This window comes from Pseudomonas sp. FP597 (assembly GCF_030687435.1).
Lineage (GTDB): Bacteria > Pseudomonadota > Gammaproteobacteria > Pseudomonadales > Pseudomonadaceae > Aquipseudomonas > Aquipseudomonas lactucae.
In genome coordinates this window covers 2269554-2292119 of record NZ_CP117432.1, presented here as the reverse complement: position 1 = coordinate 2292119, position 22566 = coordinate 2269554, and the positions used below count along the sequence as shown (strand labels likewise).

The window sequence follows — 22566 nt, the reverse complement described above, 5'->3', positions numbered from 1 at the left end:
GACAGGCCGCTGCCGAGATGCCGCTTCTCGCTTTTTTGGCGAGACAACGGCATTGGATGAATGCGCGTTACCTTGCCAAGCCTGTGCCGGTTACCGAAACCGGCCGACTACTGTCACTCGAACAAGTACCCACTGAGGGTCTCCGCTATTGATGAAAACGCGCGAAGCTTACGCCCCGACCTCAGGAGAGTAAACCGTAGGAAAGTGTCCGAGTGGTGAATAAGAGGATTCTTCAGGATGGGTTCAGGAACCCCAATATTGAAGATGCCGATGCTTGAATGCGGGAGGGGACTGCGCACATCCGCGGCTACGGTGCCACGGGGCGATCGCGTGCCACCCGTATCAGGTAATCGTCCACATGGCCCTCCACCAACGCCTTGACCTGAATCGACACCCTGTTCACCTGACGACCCATCGCAATCCCATCCCGTGTACGCACCTGCACATACCCAAGTTTGGGCCAGAAGCGCTCGGCCCTGGTGTTACCCACCACCACCGTCAAGCGCAGCCACCGGGCGCCATTTTCTAATGCCCAACGCTCAAGGTCCGCATGCAGCCGTTGCGCAAAGCCAGTGCCATGCCTGCGCGAGTCCACCAGCAACAACCCGATATGCCATACGCCCTGCGCGAGCAAATCCGCCGCAATATTCACCACGGCGACCAAGCGATCGTCAGCGTCTCGATAGCCCAGCCAGTACATCCGGCTGCACGTCCACCCGGCCGGCAACGCCCCCTGCAACTCGTCGCGCGCTTCGGTCGGCGTGGCAGGCTCACCGTTGACCGCGATGAAGTAATCCGGCGCCTGCTCGAAAAACCGCTGCAGCTCGGCTGCGTCGCCTGCATTCAGCTCATCCACCCGAAGCCCCTCAAGAGAGCAAGTGATATCCATATCTCGCGCCTCTCTCAATCATCCCGCGTCAGCACTTCCAACAGCTCAATCTCAAAATGCAGGTTACTGTGGGGCGTAATATGCGCGCCCATCGACCGCTCGCCATAGGCCAGACGCGCCGGCACGAACAACCTGCGCACCCCGCCCACCCGCATGCCCATCAAACCCTGGTCCCAGCCTTTAATGACGCGCCCGGTGCCGATCACACACTGGAACGGCTTACCCCTTTTCCAGGACGAATCGAACACCGTGCCATCTTCCAGCGTGCCGGTGTATTGAGTGGTGATCAGCGCGCCCTTGACCACGGCCTTTCCGGTGCCTGGGCGGATGTCGGTGATCTGCAGTTCGTCGTGGCTCATGGGGTACTCGTTAAAGGCGTAAAGGCTGGGGTTTTCCCAGAATCGGTGGGGTTTGGCAAGTGTAGGAACAGTCGCAGCAGCGACATTTCCCTTTAACTTGCAGGACGTTTCCGAGAGAATCCCAACCGCTTGCGCCGCTTGCATCCGCTGGCTAGTCTTCGTCGGTCACTGCCAATTCAGTGACCGGGTTTAGCAGCCCGCCGATATGACTAGGCGCGAAGCGCCACCTTTTGCAGGGCGCTTTTTTTCGGCCCACGCTTCATGGTGGCCGTGCGCAGGGCACCTTCGGGTGCACCGGGTTCCTAGTCACCGGTCTGCTAACCTGCGCGTGGCCGCCACCCTTCAATCGTTTAGCAGCGATGTGGCGGCTCCTTACCGACTAGAGGAGCTTCAAAATGGACGAACTTGTCCCCGCACCACCCGCTTCAGAACTACAATTCTTCACCACCACCCCAGACCTCAGCTTCGAAGACGCCCTGGCCCACGCCAGCAGCGTACTGCGTTGCGCAGCCGTGGCCGCGCAAACGGCAGGGGATCAACTGGACGGTACTTCACGCACGCTGGTGCTGTCGGTCATGCACCTGGTGGACATGGCAAGCGTGATGGTGGATCGCTCGCTGGAATGCGTGCAGCCGCGCTAGCCTTCCATCCCCCTGTGACGAGCAAGCTTGTTGTGGCGAGCGAGCTTGCTCGCGCTGGGCTGCGAAGCAGCCCCGAAACCTGCCGCCGAGATTTAACTGAAAACACACCTTAACTTACATCTGGGTCGCTTCGCGCCCAGCGGGAGCAAGCTCCCTCGCCACAAGCCAATGGCGCCCGCCGCGTGGCATAGGTACGGCCCGAACGCCCCCTGCGCCCTAGTGCATTCGCACTGTGCGCCAAGCAATTGCTCTGCACTATCGGCCACCCCGGGTGTCGTAGTTTTCATGCGCTTTTTCCCAGGGAGACACCATGAGCCAGGACGTCCTTGCCAAAGAAACCAACCGTCGCCAACTGCAGCAGATCATCTCCGGGCTGTCCGATGGGGTGATTCTGGCCGAGGTCGACCAGACCATTCTCTGGGCCAACGAAGCTGCGCTGGCCATGCATGGGGTGGGCGACGTGATGGGGCTGGGCGCCAGCGGGCAGCAGTATGTCGAACGCTTCACCCTGCGCTACCGCAATAACCATCCCGTGCAACCGGACAATTACCCGTTGGCCCGCGCAGCGGCGGGTGACGAATTCAGCGACGTGGTGGTGGAAGTCACCCCCACCGCCGACCCGGACAAAACCTGGGTACACCGTCTGCGCAGCCTGGTGATCAATGATTCTCGCGGTGAGCCGGAGTTGCTGGTGCTGATTCTCAGCGATGCCACCGAATGGGCCAGTGCCGAGCAGCGCTTCGAAAAAACCTTCAACGCCAACCCGGCGCCCGCGGTGATCTGCCGTTTGAGCGACCTGCGCTACATCAAGGTGAACCAGGGCTTTTTGGAGATGACCGGCTACAACCGCGACCAGGTCATCGGTAAATCGGTGTATGAACTGGATGTACTCGAACAGGCCGAGCGCAAGGACCTGGCCATCCAGCGCCTGGGCGAAGGCTCGACCATCCCGCAGATGCAGGCCGAACTGCGCCTGCCCGAAGGTGGCAGCAAACTGGTGGTGGTCGCGGGCCAGCCGCTGGACATGAACGAAGAGGACTGCATGCTGTTTTCGTTCATGGACCTGGAGCCGCGACGCAAGGCGGAGATTGCCCTGCGCCAGAGCGAGGAGCGTTTCGCCAAGTCGTTCCGCCTCACGCCGGTGCCGACCCTGGTATGCAATGCCGCCAACCGCCAGGTGGTGGACGTCAACGAAGCGTTCATGAGCATTACCGGCTATATCAGCGAAGAACTGATCGGCAAATCCATCGAGGACATCGACTTTATCGACAACGCCGATTGCGCGGCGCAGTTGTTCACCACCCTCGAAAAAGCCGGCAACCTCGACGGCCAGGACCTCAAGGTGCGCAAGAAAGGCAACGAGGTGATCGATTGCGTGGTGTCCGCCGACACCGTGATCATCCAGGACGTACCGTGCTACCTGCTGGTGCTGATGAATATTACCGAGCGCAAGCGTTCGGAACTGGAGCTGGTCGCGGCCATCGAGGAAGTGATGCAGGACGCCTCGTGGTTCAGCCAGACCCTGATCGAAAAACTGGCCAACGCCAAGAGCGTGAACAGCCCCAACCTGCCCAACATCAGCTACACCGACCTCACCGCCCGCGAGCGTGACGTACTGGGCCTGATCTGCGAAGGACTGGCCGACAAGGAGATCGCCTCACGCCTGAAGCTGGCCCCCAACACGGTGCGTAACCATGTGGCCACGGTGTACTCCAAGCTGGGGGTGCACAGCCGCAGCGCGGCAATCGTCTGGGCCCGTGAACGCGGGCTGTTTGCCGGGGAGTTACGGGTAAAAAAACAGCGCTGACAGTGCAAATGCACTAGTAGACCTAGTGCTAATTCGCCTTATGGTGCACGCGGCCAATCAATAACCTTTAACGCATAAACCTATGCCTTGAAGGAAGCCGCATGTTTACCCTCGCTCAACTGCGAAATAGCATCGAAGAAGGCTTGTCGCCCCTGACCTGCGAATTCACCCTGTGCCGGGATGCGTCCTTGACCCTCAAGGTCTACGACGCCGAAACCGGCCGGGTGGACCTGGTGGTCACCGGGATCAGCACCAACCGGCTGCAGACCCCGCAGGAAGTGGAAAAGATGGTCGAAGAGCTGCGTTACGAACTGGACAGCAACAACGTGGGCAAACTCACGCTTGAGGATTGGCCTTCAACGACGCCCCGATGAAATAGAACACCCCACCGCCGATGATGAATGCGCCCAGCATATAGAACATGGTGTGCGCCGGCAGGCTGGCCAGCACCAGCCCACACAACACCGGCCCCAGCGCGGCGCCAAGATTGGACAGGTTCTGCGCCCCGTAGTACATGCCCCGCAGGTGATCCGGGGCGATCCGGTCGATAAACATGTATTCGGCCGGGAAGACGATAATTTCCCCCACGGTAAACACCGCCATTGCCACCACCCACCACAGCACGCTGGTGGACAGCGCAAACCCGATCAACCCCAACATGAACATACTCAAACCGGCGATCAGCCACTGGCTCAGGTAGCGATGCGAGATGCGCCGACCAATCAGGTATTGCAACGCGATCACCAGCACGGCGTTGGTGGTGAGCACGGCGCTGATCACGGTGTAGGTGTATTCGGCGGTGGTGGTCGTCACCAGGTACTGCGACAGGTAAGCGGTGAACTGACCGAATACCACTGCGCTGAGCAGGCCGCCGAGGGTGAAGCACACCAGACGATGGTCCTTGAGCAGCACGCGGCCCACCGCCAGGAATGACACGGTTTTTTGTGCGACATCCACGCGGGTCAATGTGCGGTCGCCCCAACGCCAGTACAGCAGGAAAAATCCCGCCCCCAACAGGGCCGACAGCATAAATGGCAGGCTGATATCCAGCTTGGCCACCATCGCACCGAAAAACGGCCCGACCGCATAGCCGATATTGGTCAGGGTGTACTTGATAGAGAAGACTTCGCTGCGTGCTTCTTCAGGCAACAGACTGGCAAAACCGGCCTTTATCGCGATATCGATGACCGCATAGGCCAGGTTGATCAGGATCAGGCAGCTGTAGAACGCCCAGATATTCTGCGCCAGCAACGTGCCGATAAACCCCAGCACGAACAGCACGCTCATCCCCAGGAGAAGGCGGTAACTGTTGATACGGTCGACGAGAAAACCGCCATAGACACTCAGCAACGAGCCGACGATCAACGAGCTGCCGATCACCAGGCCGACCTGGCTGATGTCGAGGGCAAAGTGACGGGTGAGGTAGATCACCAGGTACGGAAACGTGATCGCCTTGGCCAACGTCAGCAGCAACGTGGCGCTCAGCAACAGGTTTACGGTGCGAGGGTAATTTCTGAGGGTGGCAAGCATCCTGCTCTCATTCTTCCAAAGGTAACGCGACCATTACGGCCGGTTACCTTAACGCAGGAACAGTAAAAAAGGAGATCACTTTTTGACAGGCGTGATCTGCAAAATGGTGCCGTTGGTGGTTTTGAGCAGCACGTATTTATCGCCCACGCGCGCCCATTGGCTTTCGTCTTCTGGCTGCTTAAGGCCGCGTTTTTTCCAGTCGCCGATGGCCGACTCCTTGCGCATCAGGATATCCGGGGCGCGGTCGCCTTCTTTAAGATCACGGGCATTGATGTTCGAAGGCTGCACGGTTTCCTGGGGGCTATCACCGGCCTGAACGACAAAGCTGGCGGTGCTCAGGCTGGCAGCGACTAAAACGCAGGCAAGCAGGGATTTGGACGTCATTGGGTACTCCTTCAATGAATGGCGCATACCCAGGTTCCGACCGCAACCGCGCGCAATCATTCACTGCGTGAGATCCGCCTGGTATCGCGCACGCCGCTTGTAAAACAAACTGCGTACAACCAGACCGCCCGCCACCGTTCACCTGCTAACCTTGCGCCAGCCCTATTCTCGAGTCTGACAATAATGAAAACCGCCCTGACCCGAACCAAACTCCTTGCCAGCGCCCTGGTGGTTATCGCCATACTCGGCGGCGCAACCTATTACCTGGTTGACCGTCACGTCGTCACCGGCTTGGTCAGCGGCACCGAATACAGCGAAGACCAGCTCAATGAAGGCGCGGTGGACGACCTCCACAGCCTGACACTGGCGCAAGCAAAAAAGCGCCTGAACTACCTGGAAATGGACGCGCGCGACAGCATCAACCAGATCGCAATGATCGAAAGCATGCGCCTGGAAATTTCACCGGTAGCCAACCCCGACCAGCCGACCGGCGAGAAAAAACAGCTGCGCTATGACGAACCCTTTGTGCCGTTCCCCGCCGCCGAGCTGAAAACGGCGCTGGAAGAGCTCGCGCGGAAAACCCCGGCATTCGAGCAGCTTTTCTTCGACAACCAGTCGGGACTGAAACTGGACGTGGAACCGATCCGCGAGGTCCTCAAGCGTGGCGCCCTGCACGACCAGCGCGAGGAGGAACGTTACGCCGTACAAACCGTGTATTTTCGCGACGGGACGCAACAGGCGTTTGCCGACGTTGGGCTCGAAAATGTCGGAGAACAGGACACCTCCAAGGCCGAGCTCAAGGTCAACAAGCCGGTGGAGCGCGTCAGCGTCACCCTCACCTACCCGAGCTACCCCGACTTCAAGAAGATCGTGCTGGACCCCAAGCATCCGAAAGTCACCGGCGACAACGGTGAGGTCTACCAATTGACCGCCCTGGCGGACGATCGCGCCTCGCTGCTGTTGGTCACGCCAAAGGACAAAACCTACGTGGTCGAGGGCCTGAACGCCGACGGCAAGACACTCTACAGCGGCGGCAACAGCAGCAATTCCCCGCCGACCGCCGAGCAAAAGGCGAACCTGCGCGCGTACTACGACGAACTGCTGCGCATGCAGGACAATTTCTCCCGCTACACCACCAGCGCCGCGCTGCAGGAACACCTGGAGCAGTTCATCAACGGTCTGCCGGACAGCGCCCGCGCCAGCGCCCTGACCAACGTGCAAGCCACCTACCAGTTCGAAGACACCCCGGCGAGCATCGTCATCTATCAGCTGGACCCCACCCAACCGCAAACCCTGACGCTGGAGATGCACAACAGCGTGCCGCCCCAGGCGCGCTATATCGCTTACGACAACGCCACGAAAAAAAGCGGCTTTATCGACAGCAACGGCCAATGGGTGGTCAAACCGCGTTTTGAACGCATCGAGTACAGCCCGATGCCCGGCGTATTCAACATGCAGGTGGGCAAGACACCGCAGAAAGATGGCTGGAGCCAGTTGCTATTCAAGTACTTTGCGTTCGTGCCTGGGGGGCATACGTTGAAGGAGTTGCCGTTCGAGATCATCGAAAAGCCGATCAACGATGACCTGATGATCGTCGAACGCGAAACCAACGGACCGTACGGCGTATACGACGTGAAGAAGCAGCAAGTGGTGGTGCCGATGAAGTACGTCAATGTCCAGGTGGTCGGCGACCTGTTCATTGCCCGGCCTGGGCTGAAGACCTACGGCGGCGACTCGTCCTACGGTGTGTGGAACCTGGCCGGCAAGGAACTGCTGGCACCGCGTTTCTCCAACATCGACGTCGCCAGTGACTACCTCTACACCACCTCGGCTGACGGGGGACAAACAGACGTCTATACGCTGAAACTGCAAAAGCTCAACCCACCCGGCAGCACGGCCATCGGCGCTTTTATCCAGGGCCAGCCGCAACTGGTGCAAGACCGCAAAAGCCGGAAATACAGCTTTATCAACCCCGAAGGCAAACCCCTGCCCATCAGCTTGCCCTATGACGAAGTCGAGCCGTTCTCCAACGGCATGGCCGTGGTCAAAAAAGGGGAACGCTACGGCGCGCTCGACCTGACCGGCAAACTGCGCGTGCCCCTGAAGTACACCCGTCTCAACCCCTTCCAGAAAAACCTCGCCTCGGCGGAAATGGACGGTTTCAGAGGCCTGGTGCTGATCGACAAAAACAACACCCTGGTGAAAAAACTCGGCTCGTACACCACCTACAGCCTGCCCACCAACAGCAACGACGCGACGTACAGCATCTGGGACGCGAAAGACGAAAACCGGGTGAATGTGTTTAATGCCGACGGAGTTCAGGTGGACAGCTACCAACGCGAGTGACCGCCGTCGTGGCGAGGGAGCTTGCTCCCGCTGGGCTGCGCAGCAGCCCTAAAAAGCCCCACCGTAATCCACCTGAACGAACGCGGTGATCGGTTGGGGCCGCTTCGCTGCCCAGCGGGAGCAAGCTCCCACGGGGCATTCACGTATCAATGCTGCCCTCATTGCCTTCATGAAATTAATCCTGTAATTTTTCATGAAATTTCAAGATATAAATTTCATGACGCAACAAGAAGAACTCGCCACCCTCGCCGCCCTGATCCACGACCTGCGTAAGCACAAGAAGCTCACCCTGGCCCAACTCGCGCAAAAGATCGAGCGCTCGGTGGGCTTTGTGTCCCAGGTCGAACGCGGGCTTTCGCGACCCACCGTGGCGGATCTCACCGCCATCAGCCACGCGCTGGACGTGCCCACCACGTATTTCTACAGCCAACCCAAACCCAAGGCCGTGGACTGGATCACCCGCCCCAACGAGCGGCGCACGGTGTATTACGCCAACGGCATCACCGACATCCTGGTGTCCCCCAGCATGAACGGTGCGTTTTCCATGCTCGACAGCCTGCTGGCCCCCGGCGCCAACAGCGGCGAACAAACCATGAGCGACCGCGCCGAGCAGGCCGGTTTCGTGCTGGAAGGCGAGCTGACCTTGTGGGTAGACGGCGAGCCCGATTCGGTCACCCTCGGCCCTGGCGACAGTTTCCACCTGGCCAGTTTCGCCCATTGCCGCTACGCCAACCTGACCGACCTGCCCGCCCGTGTGCTGTGGGTTTACAACTAGGAGCAACCCCGTGAAAAGTCACTCCCCCGCGCTGCTGGCCGAAGTACGGACCTTTCGTCAGCTCCACCCCAAGGTGCGTTACGTCGACCTGATCGCCCTGGACATTCCCGGGCATTTCTACGGCAAGCGCTACCCCATCGAGATGCTGGAAAAGATTGCTGCCGGCAGCCCGCTGAAGCTGCCGCAGAATGCCGTGCTGCTGGGCGCGCAAGGCGGGTTGTTCAAGATCGGCGATTATTGCTTCAACGATGGCGACCCGGACGCCAACCGCCGCCTGGTGCCGGGAACGCTCAAGCCGGTGAGTTGGGAATCGCAACCCCTGGGCCAAATGCTGATCACCTCCGACGGCACCGAAGCGCCCATCGAATTCGAACCTCGGGAAGTGCTGGCCAAGGTGATCGAACGCCTGCACCGCAAAGGCATTCATCCGGTGGTGGCGTTTGAACTGGAGTTCTACCTGTTCGACAAAAAACTCGACAACGGCCTGGCGCAATTCGCCCGCGACCCGCTGAGCGATGATGCCGATGACCAGCCCAACCTGCATATCGAGCGGCTGTCGCGTTTCAGCGAGGTGCTGGACGATATGGCGCAAACGGCCAAGGACCAGGGCATCGACATCACGGTGATCACCGCCGAACTCGGCCCCGGCCAGTTCGAGATCAACTTCGGCCACCTCGATGACGGCCTGCGCGCCGCCGACTGGGCCGCCCTGTTCTGCCGCAGCACCCGTGGCGTGGCGCTCAAGCAGGGTTATCGCGCCAGCTTCATGGCCAAGCCGTACCTGCAATTTCCGGGCAGTGGCATGCACGTGCACGTGAGTCTCTATGACGGCGCGGGCAACAACCTGCTGGCGGCGCACCAGCAACAACCGCTGCGCCACGCCGTGGCCGGGTGCCTGGAACTGCTGCCGCACTGCATGCCGATTTTCTCGCCCAACCACAACGCCTTCCGCCGCCTGGGCGGCACCGTAAATGCCGCGACCCGCGCCTGCTGGGGGTTTGAGGACCGTGACGCGTGCGTGCGCATCCCCGAGTCCGACCCGCGCAACCTGCGCATCGAACACCGCCTGGCCAGCGCCGACGCCAACCCGTACCTGGTGCTGGCGGCCATACTCGCCGGCCTGGAGCATGGCCTTGAAATCCGACAGGAACCCATCGCGCCCCTGAACGAGGACCGCTCAAGCGGCACCGACTTCCCCGTGGAAATGCTCGACGCCGTGCGTGCCATGCAACATCACGCGGTCGTGCGCGATAAGCTGGGCGCCGAATTTGTCGATGTGTACTGCGAGAACAAGCGCCAGGATCACCTGGCCTTTCAGCAAGAGATCAATGCGCGGGAATACCGCTGGTTTCTCTAACGAAGGCACACCCCATGACCGAGCAAAGCGCCCCAGCCCTCAAGGAAATCTTCAACGTCGAACGCCTGCAACACATCGCCAGCGAGATGAAAGCGGTGTACCCGGCGTTCGATGACAAGGGTTTCCTCAAACACGCCACCGCCGGGCTGGCCGAGTTATCGGTAATGCAACGCATGGCGCGGGTCAGCGAAAGCCTGCACGCGGTGATCCCGCTGGATTATCCGCAAACGCTCAAACGGCTGCACGCCCTGGCGCCGCGGCTGAACAGTTCATTTGTCAGCCTGTTCCTGCCGCACTACGTGGCGAGTTACGGCCTGGCGGATTTCAAACGCTCCATGGCCGCGCTCAAATACTTCACTACCTTCGGTTCCGCCGAGTTCGCCATCCGTGCCTTCTTGCTGCAAGACTTGCCGCGCACCTTGGCGGTGATGCAGCAATGGTCGCTGGATGCCAACGAACACGTGCGCCGCCTGGCCAGCGAAGGCTCGCGGCCGCGCCTGCCATGGTCGTTTCGCCTGGCCGAGGTGCAGGCCAACCCCACGCTGTGCGCCTCGATCCTCGACAACCTCAAGGCCGACCCGAGCCTCTATGTGCGCAAGTCAGTGGCCAACCACCTCAACGACATCACCAAGGACCACCCCGAGTGGGTGCTCAGCCTGATCGAAGGCTGGAACCTGGATAACCCAAACACCGCCTGGATCGCCCGCCATGCGCTGCGTAGCCTGATCAAGCAGGGCAACCCCCGCGCGTTGACGATCATGGGCGCAGGGGCCAGGGCCGAGGTGAAGCTCCACCACCTGACAGTGACGCCAGCGGTGATCAAGCTCGGTGAGCGGATCAATCTCTCGTTCAGCCTGGAATCCACCGCCGCCATTCCACAGAAACTGGTGGTGGATTACGCCATCGATTATGTAAAAAGCGCCGGGCACAGTGCGGCCAAAGTGTTCAAGCTCAAGGCGTTTACCCTGGGCACGGGTGAGCAACAGCCCATCAGCCGTGAGCAACATATCCGCGAACTGACCACACGCAAGCACTATCCCGGTCGGCATGTGGTGCATGTGATGGTGAATGGGGAGCGGTTGGGCAGTACTGAATTTGAATTGCGCGATTGACGACAATTGCCGCGACGACACAGATCAATGTGGGAGCAAGCCCGCTCCCACAGTTTTGATTCGGTTTCTTCAGTTGGATTCGCCCAACAGCAGCCCCTGCTCGCGCGCGCACAACTCCACCACGTAATCCCACAGCACCCGCAGCCGCACCGATTTGTGCAGCTCCCGGCGCGAGCTGATCCAGTAGCTGCGCTGGATACCCTCCTGCGGCAGCAATGCCACCAGGTCCGGGTCGCTGGCGGCCATGAAACACGGCAACACCGCAATCCCCAAACCCGAGCGCGCCGCCTGGTGCTGGGCGATGACGCTGGTGCTGTGGAACACCACTTTGGGGTTGCGACAAAAACTGCTGAGGAACTTCAGCTCCTGGCTGAACAGCAGATCGTCGACATAATCGATCCAGGAATGGGCCGCCAGATCCTCGCGTTTTTCAATCGGCGGATTGCGATCCAGGTAGGCGCGGCTGGCGTAAAGGGAGAGACGATAATCCGTGAGTTTGCGCGTCACCAGTTGATCGACGCTGGGACGTTCGAGGTGGATGCTGATTTCCGCTTCACGGTTGAGGATGCTGACAAAGCGCGGCACGGCGACCAGCTCCACCTCCAGCCCGGGGTAGCGTTCGAACAGTCCGCCCATGCGCCCGGCGAGGAACATCACGCCCAGGCCTTCGGCCACGCCGAGGCGTATCTTGCCCAGGGGCGCGGCGCAGTGCGTGAGTTCGTCTTCGGCCAGCAGCGCGACGTTTTCCATGGCTTCGGCGTGTTTGAGCAGCGCCTCGCCGGAGGGTGTCAGTTCGTAGCCCTGGGCATGCTGCACAAACAACGCGGTGCCGAGGCTTTTCTCGATCGCTTCGATATGCCGCGCCACGGTGGCGTGGGTGGTTTTCAGGCGCTGCGCGGCAGTGAGCAGGCGGCCGCTGCGCTGCAACTCAAGAAAAAACCGCAGGTCATTCCAGTCGAACATGTCGCCTCCATTCCATCAGCCTGGGCAGCACTGTTTAAAAACGCACAGCAGCTGGGTAAAAACTAACATTTTTAAGACGAAAACTAACAACTAGGATGGGCCCAATAAGAAAAACAAGCGAGACCTCAGATGTCCATTGCAGCTGCGCAATACGATTACGTGGTAGTAGGCGCCGGCCCCGCAGGCTGCCTGCTGGCCAATCGACTGTCCGCCAACCCTGCCCACCGCGTGCTGCTGCTCGAAGCCGGCGGCCGCGACAATTACCCCTGGATCCATATCCCCGTCGGTTACCTGTTCTGCATCGGCAACCCGCGCACCGACTGGTGCTTCAAGACCGAAGCCCAGGAAGGCCTGCAAGGCCGTGCGCTGAGTTATCCGCGAGGCAAAGTGCTGGGGGGCTGTTCGTCCATCAACGGCATGATCTACATGCGCGGCCAGGCCCAGGATTACGATGGCTGGGCGGCTGAAGGCAACCCCGGCTGGGCCTGGAAAGACGTGTTGCCGCTGTTCAAGCAAAGCGAAAACCACTTTGCCGGCAGCTCGGAGTTTCACAGCGATGGCGGTGAATGGCGCGTCGAACAACAGCGCCTGCACTGGCCGATCCTGGACGCCTTTCGCGACGCGGCGGCGCAAAGCGGCATCGCCACGATCAGCGACTTCAATCAGGGCGATAACGAAGGCTGTGGCTACTTCCAGGTCAATCAAAAAGCCGGGGTACGCTGGAACGCGGCCAAGGCGTTTCTCAAGCCGATCCGCCAGCGGCCCAATCTCACGGTGCTGACCGGTGTGGAAGTGGACCGCGTGCTGCTGGAAAACGGCCGTGCCTCAGCCGTGATCGGGCGTCAGGACGACCAGCCAATGCGCTGGAAGGCAAACAAGGAAATCATACTCTGCGCCGGTGCCGTGGGTTCTCCAGGTATTCTGCAACGCTCGGGGATCGGCCCTTCCAGCGTGCTCAAACCGCTGGGCATCGAGGTGCTGCATGAACTGCCCGGCGTCGGCGGCAACCTGCAGGACCACCTGCAACTGCGGCTGATCTACAAGCTGGAAAACGCCCGCACCCTGAACCAGATCGCCGGCACCTTGTGGGGCAAGATGGGCATGGGCTTGCGCTACCTGTATGACCGCAGCGGCCCGCTGTCGATGGCGCCCAGCCAGCTCGGCGCGTTTGCGCGCTCCGGCCCGGAACAGACCTCGGCCAACCTTGAATACCATGTGCAACCACTGTCCCTGGAGCGGTTCGGCGAGCCATTGCACGGGTTCCCGGCGTTCACCGCCTCGGTGTGCGACCTGCGTCCGCAAAGCCGTGGCCGTATCGATATCCGCTCGGCCAACCCATCGGATGCGCCGCTGATCCAGCCCAATTACCTCAGCCACCCGCAAGACCTGCGCGTGGCCGCCGACGCGATTCGCCTGACCCGTCGCATCGTCGCCGCACCGGCCCTGAGCCAGTTCAACCCGGTCGAATATTTACCGGGCGACTCGCTGCAAACCGAAGCACAACTGCACGAAGCCGCCGCGCGCATCGGCACGACGATCTTCCATCCAGTAGGCACCTGCCGCATGGGCAGCGATAAAGACGCGGTGGTCGATGCGCAACTGCGGGTGCATGGCGTACCCGGCCTGCGCATTGCCGATGCCTCGATCATGCCGCGCATCACCTCCGGCAACACCTGTTCACCGACGCTGATGATCGCGGAGAAAGCCGCGCAGATGATCCTTTCGCCGCCTACAAGGAGCCTCGCCCAGGAGAAAGAACTGATTCATGCAATCTGAATAGCGGCGCCGTACCCGGCGCCGACAGTGGAACAACAATAAATAATCACTGTGAGGGCTACCCGATGTCAGAACACGCTCAACCCCTGGGCTCGACGCGCGACGCGAGCACCAGCAACGACTCCAAGAAAGTCATCTTCGCCTCGTCCCTGGGGACGGTGTTCGAGTGGTATGACTTTTTCCTCTACGGCGCGTTGGCCGCCGTCATCAGCAAGCAGTTCTTTGCCGGAGTCAACGACACCACTGCGTTCATCTTTGCCTTGATGGCCTTTGCGGCCGGCTTTGTGGTGCGGCCGTTCGGCGCGCTGGTTTTCGGCCGCCTGGGCGACATGATCGGGCGCAAATACACCTTCCTCGTCACCATCATCCTGATGGGCGTGGCGACCTTCTGCGTCGGACTGCTGCCGACCTATGCCAGCATCGGCATTGCGGCGCCGATCATCCTGATCGTGCTGCGCATGCTGCAAGGCCTGGCGCTGGGCGGTGAATACGGCGGCGCGGCCACCTATGTGGCGGAACACGCGCCGGCCGGCAAGCGCGGCTTTCATACCAGCTGGATTCAATCCACCGCGACCATCGGCCTGCTGCTGTCGCTGCTGGTGGTGCTGGCCTGCCGGTACTTCACCGGCGACCAGTTCGAAGTGTGGGGCTGGCGTATTCCGTTCCTGTTCTCCATCGTGCTGCTGGGCATTTCCACTTGGATCCGCATGAGCCTGCACGAGTCGCCAGCCTTCCTGAAGATGAAAGAGGAAGGCAAGGCCAGCAAGGCGCCGATCCGTGAGTCGTTCGGCAAATGGGAAAACCTCAAGGTGGTGCTGATCGCCCTGTTCAGCATCAACGGCGGCCAGGCGGTGACCTTCTACGCCGCGCAGTTCTATGTGCTGTTCTTCCTCACCCAGTTCCTGAAGATGGACCCGGCGTTGGCCAATATGCTGCTGATCATCAGCGTGGTCATAGGCGCGCCGTTCTTTATCTTCTTTGGCTGGCTGTCGGACAAAATCGGGCGCAAGCCGGTACTGATGCTCGGCCTGCTGCTGGCGACCGTGCTGTACTTCCCGATCTTCAAGAGCCTGGCGCACTACACCAACCCGGCCATGGACCAGGCCAGCCGCCAGGCGCCGATCACTGTGCTGGCCGACCCAGCCACCTGCACCTTCCAGTTCGACCCGGTGGGCAAGGCACGTTTTGACAGCCCGTGCGACAAGGTCAAAACCTTCCTGGTCAAGCAAGGCCTGCCGTACAGCAGCGCCGCCGCACCCGCCGGCAGCCCGGTGCAGGTGAGCGTCGGTGACGTGCGCATCGATGGATTTGACGAACAAGCCCTGCGCGGCGCGGTGACCCTGGCCGGCTACCCATCCTCGGCGGATATGGCGCAGGTCAACAAAGTGATGGTGGTGATACTGATCGTCGCGCTGATCCTGATCGCAGCCATGTGCTACGGCCCACTCGCAGCGCTGATGGTGGAACTGTTCCCGACGCGCATCCGCTACACCTCGATGTCGCTGCCCTACCACATCGGTAACGGCTGGTTTGGCGGGTTCCTGCCGACCGTGTCGTTTGCACTGGTGGTGTACACCGGGGATATTTTCTACGGCCTGTGGTACCCGGTGGTGATTACCGGCGTGAGCCTGATTGTGGGGTTGTTCTGCCTCAAAGAAACGCGGCATGTGGATATCGATAACAACTGATCTTCCAGACACCGACAACCCCCTGTGGGAGGGGGCTTGCTCCCGATAGCGATAGCTCAGTCACAGTTGCATTGGCTGAACCACCGCTATATCGGGAGCAAGCCCCGTCCCACATTGGAATTCAGCCACTCACACAAATTGCTGTACATCCATACAGATAATGGTTGCCGAATCGGCGCTGACTAAGCATCCTGCACAGCATCAACCCGATCTGATGTGGCGACCATGCGGCTGTACCTCTGTGAAAAACCCTCCCAGGCCAAGGACATCGCGGCCGTGCTCGGCGCCAGTCGCCGTGGCGACGGGTGCTGGCTGGGCAATGGGGTCACGGTCACCTGGTGTATCGGCCACCTGCTGGAAACCGCCCCGCCCGACGCCTACGACGCCAAGTACAAACGCTGGGTGCTGGCCGACCTGCCCATCGTCCCGGAAAAATGGAAGATGCTCGTCAAGCCCAAGACCGCCAGCCAGTTCAAGGCGGTCAAGCGCTTGTTGGGGGAAGCCCAGGAACTGGTAATCGCCACCGACGCCGACCGCGAGGGCGAGATGATCGCCCGTGAGCTGGTGGAGCATTGCCGCTATCGCGGGCCGATTCAGCGCCTGTGGCTGTCGGCGCTGGACGATGCCTCCATTCGCAAGGCCCTGGCGGCGCTCAAGCCCGGCGCAGAGACATTCAGCCTGTATCACTCGGCCCTGGGCCGCTCTCGCGCCGACTGGCTGATCGGCATGAACATGAGCCGCCTGTTTACCCTGCTTGGACGTCAATCCGGCTATCAAGGTGTGTTGCCGGTGGGCCGCGTGCAAACGCCAACCTTGCGCCTGGTGGTGGACCGCGATCGCAGCATCGCCGATTTCGTACCGGTGGCTTACTGGGCCATCGATGTGGATTTGCGTCACGAGCGCATGACCTTTACTGCTCAATGGCGTGCTGGCGAAGATGTCTGCGACGACCAGGGCCGTTGCCTAAACCCGCAATTTGCCAACGAAGCCGCCGAGGCGATGCGCAGCGCCGCCAGCGCCCACCTGGTAAAGCTGCGCACCGAACGCATGCGTGAAGTGGCACCCCTGCCCTTCGATCTCGGCACGCTGCAGGAAATCTGCTCCAAAAAACTCGGCCTCGGTGCCCAGGAAACCCTGGACATCGCCCAGTCCCTCTACGAAACCCACAAGGTCATCACCTACCCGCGCAGTGACTGCGGCTACCTGCCCGTGAGCCAGCACAGCGAAGCGCCGAAGATCCTCGCCGCGCTGGGCCGCGCCGATACGGCGGTGGCCGATCTGATGCCGCATATCGATCCCCAGCGTCGCTCGCGGGCCTGGAACGACGCCAAGGTCAGCGCCCACCACGGCATCATCCCCACCGGGGCGGGCAAAGACGTGGGGCAACTCACCGGCAAGCACCGTGCGGTGTACACGCTGATTCGCGCGCGCTACCTGGCGCAGTTCCTGCCCAACCATGAATACGACCGTACCCAGGCGGATTTCGACTGCGCGGGCCAGGCACTGCGCGCGGTGGGCAAAGTGGTGATTGAACCGGGCTGGAAGCGCGCCTTGCCCGAAGCCCTCGCGCCGGCCAAGGGCCGTGAAGCGCCGGCACCTCAGCCCCTGCCGACACTGGTGCAGGGTCAGGATTATGCAGTGGCCAAGGTCAACCTCAAGGACCTATGGACTCAACCCCCCAAACCCTTTACCGAAGGTGACCTGATCAAGGCGATGAAAAGCGTCGCCAAGCTGGTGGAAGACCCACTGCTCAAACAGAAGCTCAAGGACACCACCGGCATCGGCACCGAAGCGACCCGCGCGGGGATCATCCAGGGCCTGCTCGACCGCGGTTACCTTGTGAAAAACGGCAAGGCACTGTCGGCCACCGCGGCGGCGTTCAGCCTGATCGACGCGGTGCCCCGCGCCATCGCAGACCCTGGCACCACCGCCATTTGGGAACAGGCGCTGGACATGGTGCAAAGCGGTGAGATGAGCCTGGAGGAGTTCGTCGCCAAGCAGGCGGCCTGGATGAGCAAGCAGGTGGCGCGCTGCAATGGCATGCGCATGACCATCACCGGCCCGGCCAGCCCTGCGGGCCGAGGAGCCACGCCGTGGAAAAACAAGCGCAAGGCTGCCCCACGCAAGGCCGCCGCCAACCCCAAGCGCGGCAAAAAACCGGGAAATATGGGATAAACAGCGAAAAAACCGGCAAATGACGTTTTTCGACAGGTTTAACGCCGCATTGGACCTTGCTACGGCGGGTTCGGTCTAGGATTCTGTAGGGGATCTGGACTACCTACAACAACACCGGAGTGGCCGCCATGAAGACCGTCGCACAATTGCTCAAAGCCAAGGACCATAAAAACCAGGACGTCCACACCATCAAATGGGACCACACCGTGTTTGAGGCGCTGGTGCGGATGTCGGAAAAAAACGTCGGGGCCTTGCCGGTGGTCAAGGGTGACGTGGTGGTGGGTATCATCAGCGAACGTGATTACGCGCGCAAAATCATGCTCAAGGGCCTGTCGTCAGTCACCACCAAGGTGCATGAAGTGATGAGTTCGCCGGTGATCACCGTCGATACCCATAAAAGCGTGGAAGAATGCATGAACATCATGACCGACAGTCACCTGCGCCACCTGCCCGTGGTCGAAGACGGCAAACTGCTGGGGCTGCTGTCCATTGGTGACCTGGTCAAGGAAGCCATCGCCGAACAGGCCGCGTTGATCAAGCAGTTGGAGCAATACATTCGCGGCGAATAGGAGAACCCATGCTCGATACCCTGGCCTATCAGGAAGACGATCTCGACACCCTGCACAGGACCATGGCCGAACGGCGCTTTCTGGTGTTGACCGGTGCGGGGATCAGCACGCCATCGGGAATCCCCGATTACCGTGACAGCGAAGGCGTGCGCCGTGGCAAGGCGCCGATGCTGTACCAGGAATTCCTGGCCACCCCGCAAGCACGGCGCCGTTACTGGGCGCGAGCGATGCTGGGGTGGCCGCGAGTACGTATCGCCCAGCCGAACGACGCCCACCGGGCACTGGCAACCCTGCAACAGCGCCAAAGCATCACCGGCCTGATTACCCAGAACGTCGACACCCTGCATGATCAGGCCGGCAGCCATGATGTGATTGAGTTGCACGGCAGCCTGCACCGTGTGCTGTGCCTGGATTGCGGGCAGCGCAGCGAGCGCGATGTGATCCAGCGGATGATGGAGATGGATAACCCCTACCTGGCCGGCGTCGATGCCGTGCAAGCGCCCGATGGCGATACCTTGCTCGACCCCGCGTTCGAAGAGCGCTTCCAGGTGCCGCGTTGCCCCCATTGCGAGGGTCAACGTCTGAAACCGGATGTGGTGTTTTTCGGCGAGAACGTTGCACAGCCGACGGCGGCCAAGGCCATGGCGGCGGTGGAACATGCCGAAGGGCTGCTGGTGGTGGGCTCGTCGCTGATGGCCTATTCGACGTTTCGGCTGTGCAAGGCAATGGTCGAACAAGGCAAACCGGTCATTGCCATCAACCTGGGCAAGACCCGTGGGGATGAGCTGTTACAGGTGAAGATCGAGGCGTCGTGCGAGGCGCTGTTGCCGCTGCTTGCCAAGCGACTCGGATAGTCCGCCTCAACATGGGTTTGTGCTGAATCCAGCCCCTCACTCAAGCGACCCACCACGCCAGAAAATGACGCTCAAGTCACATTTCCATGCATGCCCCCGCCCCGCCTGAAATTTATGTAGTGAGCAAAAATAATCACTACATAACCGTTGACGTAACCTTTTTGTCCTTGCATGATCTAGACGTCTCCCGCATCGGGAGCGTTGGTAACAGGTGTTTTGAAAGCGCTCGTCTGACCGCCGAGCTGTTTTTTCCGGATGTGCACTGCCCACAAGGCAGATTGATGAAGCTGACCTGCTCCGAAAGGGATGGGTACAAGGAGCTCAAAGGCTGCTTGTCTTCGTTATGAATGCATTGCGTAGCAGTTCATCAGCAAAACTACATGCATCAGGTTCAAGACCCTGCCCGTATTCGGCAGACCGTCACTGACGCCCGGCGTTTAACGCCGGAGACAACTAAGCAGTTTTAACGGAATCAACTGATAGATCGCCAACTGGTCAAGGGGCTTACACATGAATCTGAACAATCAACCTACTATCGATGAATTGGCTGAGATGTTCGCAGCGCAGAAAGACACACTCGACGATCATATTCTGTGGGTAGGAAAATCGGGCGAAGTGCAAATTGACTGCCTGGCGCCCCATACCGAAGAAGCCGAGTTTGACCGCAATCACCGTGAGCTGGCGGCGCGCCTGAAGATGTACCGCCGTGGCCAGGGTTATGTCGGCAAGAAGGCCGCAGCCGATCGAAACTTTATCGAGCAAGTATTCGACACACTTAACAATGCCTGGGAATCTTTCAAGGATAACTCGCAAGTTAAGGTGATCGACCGCTATTACTAAGTAACAACTCGACTGACAACAACGAGGGGAGCTGATAGCTCCCCTCGTTGTTTTAAGCCTCAAAAAGTTGGAAACCGGCCTTTCCTCGCTTCATCCCGAAAAATATCAAACAACACCTGCGCCGCCGCCGACAGTTCGTGCCCTGGTTTGGTCAATACACCAATCGGTCGTTCGATCACCGGGCTGTTCAAGGTGATGCAATGGGCCCCTGCCTCCTCCATTTGCTGCGCACACAACGCCGGTACGGCACTGACGCCAAGGCCGCTGGCAACCATCTTGCCCACCGTCGCCAGTTGGTGGCTTTCCAAGGCCACGGGCAGCTTCATCTGCAAGGCACCCAAGTGCTCTTCCAGCATGACCCGCACGGTGGACGGCCGCTGCAAGGTGATGAACGGTTGTTCCAGCAAGGTTTTCCAGGTGATCTCGTCACACTGCGCCAATGGCGAATCACTGGGCACCACCGCGATGAAGCGGTCCAGATACAGCGGTGTGAAGGCCAATGAGGAGCCCTGCGCAGGCTCGAACGCCACGCCCAACTCCACCTGGCGGTCGCGGACCATCTCCAGCACCTGCTCATTGATCAAGTCATGCACCGTCACATTCACCTGGGGGTAACGTGCGCGGAATATCTTCAGGATCGGCGGCAGCAAATTGCCCGCAAACGAGGGCATCGCCGCCACCGTGACCCGCCCACGCTGCAGGGTGAAACGTTGGCGCAGTTCATCTTCGGCATTGTCCCAATCGGCAATCAAGCGGCGGGCCAACGGCAACAGGGATTCACCTTCCGGGGTCAGGGCCACGTTGCGGGTGTTACGGCTGAACAGGCGCCCGCCCAGGCCTTCTTCCAGCCCCTTGATGGTCAGGCTCAGCGCCGACTGGGACAGGTGCAGGCGCTCGCACGCGGCGGCAAAACTCAGGCTCTGGGCCACGGCCAGAAAGGCACGCATTTGTTTGACCGTCATGGCGCTGCTCCGGAAAGGGATGAACTATGCTGTTTTCTAAATCAATCAACCTAAAAAAACAACTTAACAAATCAATCTGTCGGCGCAACACTCGGTTCATTGGCTGGCCCACATACAATAAATAGAGGTGCATGCACATGGCAGGTTTCGATAAACGCGTGGCGTCCTACGAGGAAGCGCTGGCAGGCCTGGAGGACGGCATGACTGTGCTTGCCGGCGGTTTTGGCCTATGCGGCATTCCGGAAAACCTCATCAATGAGATCAAGCGCAAAGGCACCCGCGACCTGACAGTGGTTTCCAACAACTGCGGCGTCGACGGTTTCGGCCTGGGCGTGCTGCTGGAGCAAAAGCAGATCAGCAAAGTGATTGCCTCCTACGTGGGTGAAAACGCCCTGTTCGAGAAGCAATTGCTCAGCGGCGAAATCGAAGTAGTCCTCACCCCCCAAGGTACCCTGGCGGAAAAAATGCGCGCAGGCGGTGCCGGCATCCCGGCCTTCTTCACCGCCACCGGTGTCGGCACCCCCGTCGCCGAAGGTAAGGAAACCCGCGAATTCAACGGCCGCCCGTATCTGATGGAAGAGTCCATCACCGGTGACTTTGCCATCGTCAAAGGCTGGAAAGCCGACCACTTCGGTAACGTCATCTACCGCCATACCGCCCAAAACTTCAACCCACTGGCCGCCACCGCCGGCAAGATCACCGTGGTCGAAGTCGAGGAAATCGTCGAACCGGGCGAGCTGGACCCGGCGCAGATCCACACCCCTGGCATCTACGTCGACCGGATCATCTGCGGCACGTTCGAGAAGCGCATCGAACAGCGCACCGTGCGCAAATAATCTGCCCCCAGCCCGAACAATAAGGACGCATAACATGGCTCTTACCCGCGAACAAATGGCTCAACGCGTCGCCCGCGAAATGCAGGACGGCTTCTACGTCAACCTCGGCATCGGCATTCCGACCCTTGTGGCCAACTACATCCCCGAAGGCATGGAAGTGATGCTGCAATCGGAAAATGGCCTGCTCGGCATGGGTCCGTTTCCGACCGAAGAAACCATTGATGCCGACATGATCAACGCCGGCAAACAAACCGTGACGGCGCGTATCGGCGCATCGATCTTTTCCTCCGCCGAGTCCTTCGCGATGATTCGCGGCGGCCACGTCGACCTCACCGTGCTCGGCGCGTTTGAAGTGGACGTGCACGGCAACATCGCCTCGTGGATGATCCCCGGCAAGCTGGTGAAGGGCATGGGCGGCGCCATGGACCTGGTGGCCGGCGCGGAAAACATCATCGTGATCATGACCCACGCCTCCAAGGACGGTGAGTCCAAGTTGCTCAGCCAATGCAGCCTGCCGCTGACCGGTGCCAACTGCATCAAGCGTGTACTGACGGACCTTGCGTACCTGGAGATCGAGAATGGCGCTTTTGTCCTCAAGGAACGCGCACCTGGCGTCAGCATTGAAGAGATTGTGAGCAAGACCGCCGGTAAACTGATCGTCCCGGACCACGTTCCGGAAATGCACTTCCAGTGAGGACAGACT

21 protein-coding genes are annotated in these 22566 nt (G+C 60.4%); 15 read left to right on the top strand and 6 right to left on the bottom strand.

The genetic code is table 11. The annotated features are described in order from the left end of the window. Positions 1 to 307 precede the first annotated feature (307 nt). Together PSH66_RS10740 and PSH66_RS10735 are read right to left on the bottom strand one after the other, a co-directional pair. A complete protein-coding gene (locus PSH66_RS10740; RefSeq protein WP_003173091.1) occupies positions 308 to 889 on the bottom strand; it encodes a GNAT family N-acetyltransferase in 582 nt (193 codons plus the stop codon). Positions 890 to 903: 14 nt separating this feature from the next. Next, positions 904 to 1248, bottom strand: a complete 345-nt coding sequence (locus PSH66_RS10735) for an FKBP-type peptidyl-prolyl cis-trans isomerase (RefSeq protein WP_305429025.1) — start codon at positions 1246 to 1248, stop codon at positions 904 to 906. Between the two features lie 395 nt (positions 1249 to 1643). Here PSH66_RS10735 and PSH66_RS10730 point away from each other — a divergent pair, with 395 nt between their 5' ends. The 3 genes from PSH66_RS10730 to PSH66_RS10720 all read left to right on the top strand — a co-directional run bounded on the left by PSH66_RS10730 (position 1644) and on the right by PSH66_RS10720 (position 4070). After that, entirely contained in the window at positions 1644 to 1889 is a 246-nt protein-coding gene (locus tag PSH66_RS10730; RefSeq protein ID WP_003173089.1) for a DUF3077 domain-containing protein, read from the top strand. A 310-nt stretch (positions 1890 to 2199) separates the two neighbouring features. Beyond that, positions 2200 to 3696 carry a PAS domain S-box protein gene (locus PSH66_RS10725; RefSeq protein ID WP_003173088.1) on the top strand — a complete coding sequence of 499 codons (1497 nt, stop codon included), beginning with the start codon at positions 2200 to 2202 and terminating at the stop codon, positions 3694 to 3696. Between the two features lie 101 nt (positions 3697 to 3797). After that, positions 3798 to 4070, top strand: coding sequence for a DUF1652 domain-containing protein (locus PSH66_RS10720; RefSeq protein WP_042944462.1), 273 nt, complete (start codon positions 3798 to 3800; stop codon positions 4068 to 4070). Here the strand turns inward: PSH66_RS10720 and PSH66_RS10715 are convergent. Continuing rightward, positions 4033 to 5226 (bottom strand): MFS transporter, encoded by a 1194-nt coding sequence (locus tag PSH66_RS10715; RefSeq protein WP_305429022.1) that lies wholly within the window; start codon positions 5224 to 5226, stop codon positions 4033 to 4035. The two genes, PSH66_RS10720 and PSH66_RS10715, sit on opposite strands and share 38 nt — an antisense overlap. A 75-nt stretch (positions 5227 to 5301) precedes the next feature. Then, the gene (locus tag PSH66_RS10710) at positions 5302 to 5610 is read right to left on the bottom strand and encodes an RcnB family protein (protein ID WP_003173086.1); all 309 of its coding nucleotides are present in this window, start codon (positions 5608 to 5610) and stop codon (positions 5302 to 5304) included. Between the two features lie 183 nt (positions 5611 to 5793). Here PSH66_RS10710 and PSH66_RS10705 point away from each other — a divergent pair, with 183 nt between their 5' ends. The 4 genes from PSH66_RS10705 to PSH66_RS10690 all read left to right on the top strand — a co-directional run bounded on the left by PSH66_RS10705 (position 5794) and on the right by PSH66_RS10690 (position 11200). After that, complete coding sequence (locus PSH66_RS10705; protein WP_305429020.1) at positions 5794 to 7956, top strand: WG repeat-containing protein; 2163 nt, start codon at positions 5794 to 5796, stop codon at positions 7954 to 7956. 217 nt (positions 7957 to 8173) lie between these two features. Continuing rightward, positions 8174 to 8731: a helix-turn-helix domain-containing protein gene (locus PSH66_RS10700; RefSeq protein WP_042945660.1), complete on the top strand. Its 558-nt coding sequence runs from the start codon at positions 8174 to 8176 to the stop codon at positions 8729 to 8731. A 10-nt stretch (positions 8732 to 8741) separates the two neighbouring features. Continuing rightward, positions 8742 to 10088 carry a glutamine synthetase family protein gene (locus tag PSH66_RS10695; protein ID WP_305429019.1) on the top strand — a complete coding sequence of 449 codons (1347 nt, stop codon included), beginning with the start codon at positions 8742 to 8744 and terminating at the stop codon, positions 10086 to 10088. Positions 10089 to 10102: 14 nt separating this feature from the next. Beyond that, positions 10103 to 11200: a DNA alkylation repair protein gene (locus PSH66_RS10690; protein ID WP_141064848.1), complete on the top strand. Its 1098-nt coding sequence runs from the start codon at positions 10103 to 10105 to the stop codon at positions 11198 to 11200. Between the two features lie 69 nt (positions 11201 to 11269). On the opposite strand, the gene PSH66_RS10685 is transcribed toward PSH66_RS10690, so the two are convergent. After that, positions 11270 to 12163: a LysR family transcriptional regulator gene (locus PSH66_RS10685; RefSeq protein ID WP_003173081.1), complete on the bottom strand. Its 894-nt coding sequence runs from the start codon at positions 12161 to 12163 to the stop codon at positions 11270 to 11272. 129 nt (positions 12164 to 12292) lie between these two features. On the opposite strand from PSH66_RS10685, the gene PSH66_RS10680 reads away from it, so the two are divergent. The 6 genes from PSH66_RS10680 (at position 12293) to PSH66_RS10655 (ending at position 20065) form a co-directional block, all read left to right on the top strand. Further along, positions 12293 to 13939 (top strand): GMC family oxidoreductase, encoded by a 1647-nt coding sequence (locus tag PSH66_RS10680; RefSeq protein ID WP_003173080.1) that lies wholly within the window; start codon positions 12293 to 12295, stop codon positions 13937 to 13939. Between the two features lie 65 nt (positions 13940 to 14004). Then, a complete protein-coding gene (locus tag PSH66_RS10675) occupies positions 14005 to 15627 on the top strand; it encodes an MFS transporter (RefSeq protein ID WP_305429016.1) in 1623 nt (540 codons plus the stop codon). Between the two features lie 225 nt (positions 15628 to 15852). Continuing rightward, entirely contained in the window at positions 15853 to 17802 is a 1950-nt protein-coding gene (locus PSH66_RS10670; protein ID WP_305429015.1) for a DNA topoisomerase III, read from the top strand. A gap of 128 nt (positions 17803 to 17930) precedes the next feature. Then, positions 17931 to 18371 (top strand): CBS domain-containing protein, encoded by a 441-nt coding sequence (locus tag PSH66_RS10665; RefSeq protein ID WP_003173077.1) that lies wholly within the window; start codon positions 17931 to 17933, stop codon positions 18369 to 18371. Between the two features lie 8 nt (positions 18372 to 18379). Next, a complete protein-coding gene (locus PSH66_RS10660; RefSeq protein WP_305429014.1) occupies positions 18380 to 19225 on the top strand; it encodes an NAD-dependent protein deacetylase in 846 nt (281 codons plus the stop codon). A 510-nt stretch (positions 19226 to 19735) separates the two neighbouring features. Then, a complete protein-coding gene (locus tag PSH66_RS10655; RefSeq protein ID WP_003173075.1) occupies positions 19736 to 20065 on the top strand; it encodes a hypothetical protein in 330 nt (109 codons plus the stop codon). A gap of 59 nt (positions 20066 to 20124) precedes the next feature. On the opposite strand, the gene PSH66_RS10650 is transcribed toward PSH66_RS10655, so the two are convergent. Then, positions 20125 to 21027 carry a LysR family transcriptional regulator gene (locus tag PSH66_RS10650; RefSeq protein ID WP_003173074.1) on the bottom strand — a complete coding sequence of 301 codons (903 nt, stop codon included), beginning with the start codon at positions 21025 to 21027 and terminating at the stop codon, positions 20125 to 20127. Between the two features lie 137 nt (positions 21028 to 21164). On the opposite strand from PSH66_RS10650, the gene PSH66_RS10645 reads away from it, so the two are divergent. Continuing rightward, entirely contained in the window at positions 21165 to 21863 is a 699-nt protein-coding gene (locus PSH66_RS10645) for a CoA transferase subunit A (protein WP_003173073.1), read from the top strand. Between the two features lie 34 nt (positions 21864 to 21897). Continuing rightward, complete coding sequence (locus PSH66_RS10640; RefSeq protein WP_003173071.1) at positions 21898 to 22557, top strand: CoA transferase subunit B; 660 nt, start codon at positions 21898 to 21900, stop codon at positions 22555 to 22557. Positions 22558 to 22566 lie beyond the last annotated feature (9 nt).